Source organism: Terriglobus sp. YAF25 (genome assembly GCF_052113305.1).
In the GTDB taxonomy this organism is placed as follows: Bacteria; Acidobacteriota; Terriglobia; order Terriglobales; family Acidobacteriaceae; genus Terriglobus.
In genome coordinates this window covers 1-4,447 of record NZ_JBFRCY010000377.1, presented here as the reverse complement: position 1 = coordinate 4,447, position 4,447 = coordinate 1, and the positions used below count along the sequence as shown (strand labels likewise).

Annotated in this window: 3 protein-coding genes; 2 read left to right on the top strand and 1 reads right to left on the bottom strand. The window is 58.6% G+C overall.

The window, feature by feature from the left end; translation table 11 throughout:
* The first annotated feature begins 220 nt into the window (after positions 1–220).
* Both AB4043_RS15935 and AB4043_RS15930 read left to right on the top strand, forming a co-directional pair.
* Complete coding sequence (locus tag AB4043_RS15935) at positions 221–613, top strand: YciI family protein (protein WP_442300504.1); 393 nt, start codon at positions 221–223, stop codon at positions 611–613.
* Entirely contained in the window at positions 610–1,854 is a 1,245-nt protein-coding gene (locus AB4043_RS15930; RefSeq protein ID WP_442307492.1) for an RNA polymerase sigma factor, read from the top strand. The genes AB4043_RS15935 and AB4043_RS15930 overlap by 4 nt, the downstream gene beginning before the upstream one ends.
* Positions 1,855–1,981: 127 nt before the next feature.
* On the opposite strand, the gene AB4043_RS15925 is transcribed toward AB4043_RS15930, so the two are convergent.
* Positions 1,982–4,189 (bottom strand): GH92 family glycosyl hydrolase, encoded by a 2,208-nt coding sequence (locus AB4043_RS15925; RefSeq protein WP_442307491.1) that lies wholly within the window; start codon positions 4,187–4,189, stop codon positions 1,982–1,984.
* Between the last annotated feature and the right edge of the window lie 258 nt (positions 4,190–4,447).

Here is a 4,447-nt window from a genome sequence, read left to right as displayed (position 1 = left end):
GCAATATGACCTGTCTCTATCTCAGCGGAGGGACGCTGGAAGCCCTTACTGGGCTCTTCCACAAGCTCTCCGACGGGGCCGAGATCACCGATCCGCTGCAGCAGCAGTTCTTCGGCGCCTACGGAGCTCTCAACGACAGATTCGGTGTCCGCTGGATGTTTGTCACCGGTAAGTAGCAACATATCTCACACAACAGAAAGAGACTTGAGGAGCAAAGTACATGAACTACATTTTGTTGATGACCAGCAACAAGGCAGGCGTGGACTCGTACCGTCAGTGGCCAAAGGCCGATGTGGAGAAGCACTTCGCCTTCCTGCATCGCGTGAACCAGGAGCTCACCGAAGCCGGAGAGTTTGTTGCCACCGAAGCTCTGGCCGGCCCCGAACAGGCGCGTATAGTTACTGCCGGCAAAGACGGCGTGCCTGTTACCGACGGCGTCTTTCCCGAATCCAAAGAATTTCTGCTCGGCTATTGGATCGTGGATGTCGAAAGCCCGGAGCGGGCCTATGAGATCGCGGCGCGGATCTCCGCAGGGCCGGCGCCCGGAGGTGGTTCTACTGCCATGCCGATCGAAGTGCGGCAGATCATGACACGGAGGACCGGCGATCTATGAGCGCCAGTCTCACCGGAGAGCTGGACGAGCGTTCCCAGCACCTGTTGCGCGATCTTGCGCCGCAGGTGCTGGGTATCGTCGCTCGCCGCTACCGTGACTTCGCTGCTGCGGAAGACGCCGTACAGGAGGCGTTGATTGCCGCAGCGCTGCAGTGGCCACAAATGGGCGTTCCGGAGAACCCGCGTGGCTGGCTCATCCGCGTGGCCTCGCGACGCATGCTCGATGCGATCCGCAGCGACATCGCACGGAGAGAGCGCGAACAGGAGGTAGCCCTCGAAGCGCTTCGTCAGGATGTTACGGATGTAGATCCTGATGACACCCTCACGCTCTTCTTCCTCTGTTGTCATCCCTCGCTGACGCCGGCATCGGCCATTGCGCTAACGCTCCGGGCAGTTGGCGGTTTAACGACGGCGCAGATCGCTCGTGCCTTTCTTGTGCCGGAGGCGACGATGGCGCAACGCATCAGCCGCGCGAAGGCGGCGATCAAGGCTGCTGGTTCACGCTTTCATATGCCGGAAGGCAGGGAACAAAGCGAACGGCTTGCGGCCGTACTGCATATCCTCTATCTCGTCTTCAACGAAGGGTATGTCGCCAGCGCCGGCGAATCGGCGCAGCGTATCGAGCTCTCGCAGGAGGCGATCCGCCTGACACGATCGCTCCATGCCCTGATGCCGGAGAACTCCGAGGTAGAGGGTCTGCTTGCCCTGATGTTGTTAACCCATGCGCGGCGCGAGGCGCGAACTGGAACGGGCGGGAAACTGATCCCACTCGATCGTCAGGATCGGAGATTGTGGAAACAAGTTGAGATCAATGAAGGTGCGGCACTGCTGCAAACAGYCATCTCCCGGGGAGCCGTTGGAGCCTATCAGCTTCAGGCAGCCATCGCAGCGCTGCATGATGAAGCTTCACGAGCCGAAGAGACGGACTGGCCTCAAATCCTGGCTCTCTATGAGCTGATGAAACGCATCTCCGATAACCCAATGGTCGCGTTGAATCATGCCATTGCTGCCGCTATGGTTCATGGGCCAACGAAAGGGCTCGAACTGTTGCGGGCTCTCGATGCCGATGAGCGCATTGCCAGGCATCATCGCCTCGACGCTGCTCGCGCTCACTTGTTTGAGATGGCCGGGGACTACAAGGCCGCTATCACTCATTACCGCCTGGCTGCCACTCGCACGACCAGCCTGCCAGAGCAGCAGTATCTGCAGACGCAGGCCGCCCGTTTGTGCGAACGGCTATGAGGGGAGCACGCAAATCCGGGTGGGATATTCGGGGCTCCGACGAACTTGATTCGTGGGGTGAACTATTCGAGCAAAGCCGGGTGGGAGCAGCGGGCTGAAGCCCACAGCTCCCAACTGAACAAAATGATCACCGATAGCTCTCCGGATGCACATCCATCGAAGCCGGAGGAAATGTCTCCGGCTTCGCACCAAGCTGCGTGTTCGGCGTATCTCCCATCGTCAGCTCCAGCGTGCCTCCCTGCGTCAGGTCGGTGTGGCGGAACCAGACATGATCGAGCGTCTTTCCATTCAGCTTGATAGCTTGCACATACTTATTCTGTTTCGACGCGCCCTTCGCAACGATCACGAAGTCTTTGCCGTTCTGCAGGTGGATCGTCGTCTTCTCGAAGACAGGGCTGGCGATATCGTACGCCGGTACCGTGGGTGTGACGGGATAGAAACCCATCATCGAAAAGACAACGAAGGCGCTCATACCGCCGCCGTCCTCGTCGCCGGGAATGCCCTGCAGCGTGTCGGTAAAGAAGGCATCGAGCAGCATGCGCACCCGCTCCTGCGTCTTCCACGGAGCTCCCAGGCGATCGTAGATGTAGGGAATCGCGAAGCTGGGCTCGTTGCCCATGGAGAACTGACCCACCATCGAGGTGGAGTCAGGGAACTTTGCCTGGAACTCGTATTTCGATCGGCCCAGTGGCTCCCGGAAGAGCTGATCGAGGTTTGCCTCGGCCTTTTGCGTGCCTCCCATCAGGGAGACCAGGCCCGCATAGTCATGCGCGACGTCCCAGGTATAGGTGTAGGCATTGTTCTCGTCGTAAAAGTCGCGTCCGCCCATGCCGCCACCGAACTTCGGGTCCATCGGCTCAATCCAATTTCCGGCATCATCTTTCGGCCACATCAGTGACTTATCGGTGCGGAAGAGATTGCGGTAGTTTCCTGCGCGCTTCAGAAAGAGGGTTTCATCCTCCGGCTTCTTCAGCTCGCGTGCAAGCTGTGCAATGGCCCAGTCATCGAAGCTGTTGCCCAGTGTTACCGGAACCGGCTGACGCTTTTCAGAGGGATGCACCTGTGCGACGGTCTCAGTTTCTCCAGGGTGTAGCGCGGGCATATAGCCGTGAGCTGCGTAGAACTCATCAAGAGCTGTCTTCGGTCCCAGTCGCCACGGAAGCAGCGTGCTTTCGAGCGACCGCTTGCGAATACCTTCATAGGCAGTGGGCAGATCGAAGTTGCGCACGCCTTTGAACCATGCATCGGCAAACCACGGAGCGGAGTGGTTGCCATTCATGCACGCATATGGCCCGGTCAGGATGGCAAAGGTCGGCATGATGCCGCTCTGTTGATACATGCGCACATACGATTGCAGTTTGTCCGCTTCCATCTCCGGATTGAGGATGGTCTGCAACGGCTCCAGCGCGCGGAAGGTATCCCACAGCCAGTTATCGACATAGAACGGACGGCTGTCGGCGTGGACCTTGTGATCGAAGCCGCTATAGTACTGTCCGTCTTYGGTGACGTTGATCATCCGCTCCGAGCTGCGATAGAGCGCGGTATAGAAGACTCTCTTCTGTGCCTCAGTGCCGCCCTCGACTGCGACTCGTCCCAGCGTCTGGTTCCAGCGGGCTTTGCCGGCGGTCTTAATGCTCTCAAAGTTTTCCGATGAAATCTCATGCTGCAGGTTCTTCTTTGCCTGCTCCACGCTGATGAACGAAATGCCGTAGCGGAATTCGAGCGTGCCGGTATTGGAAGCGATCGCGAGGCTCTGTTTGTTGCTTGCCTCATGAGAGGTGGCGGTGACCGGCTTGCTGAACTCGCCATACACATACGCCTTCATCCCATCGAAGCGCTCTTCCCCTTCGACGAGATTGCCGTCGTGGACCGCGAGTGTCCCGGCAATGCGATTAGCAAGCACCAGGCCGGCTTTGCCGGAAGGGAAGGTAAAGCGGAAGTAGCCGCAGCGCTCGGTTACCGTAAACTCCGTGACGATGCCTGAGTTCCGCAACCGCGACCCGTAGTAATACGGCGTCGTTGTCTCCTGATCGTAGGCAGCAGGGGAGCCGTCGCCGGGCATGATGCTGAATAACTCGTTGATGCGATGTGAATTGATCGTCAGCGGAAAGGAATGAATCCGGTCGTCCATCGCATCAGACCGCAGCGGATACATTCGCACCATGCTGTTGGGCAGGTAAACGGCTGGACGCGTCGGGACAAGCAGGATGCCTACGTTGCCGATCGTCGGATCGACATACTCCACTTGTGCCTGCACCGAGACGGTTGCAACAAAGAGAGCAGCCAGGCAGGCGATGCGAGACAGAAGCTGCTTTGCGGGGATCAGCAATGCCACGGGAAACCTCGTGTTATCTAGTGCCAGATCATCATATAGTTCCGGCCCGGCCTATACCTGGGTGCCCCATATCCCGCTTTTGGGACGTGGGTATTCGCGCGTAGCGCGAACCTTTTTGCCATTTCGTAGCGAAGCGGGGTCCCCAACGAACTTCGTTCGTTGGGAGGAAGGGCAGCGAAGAAATCTGCTTCTCTACCGATCCCTCTGCGTTACACTCGTAACGCACACCAAGGGTGCACCCCGTCCGCGGAAAGGGAT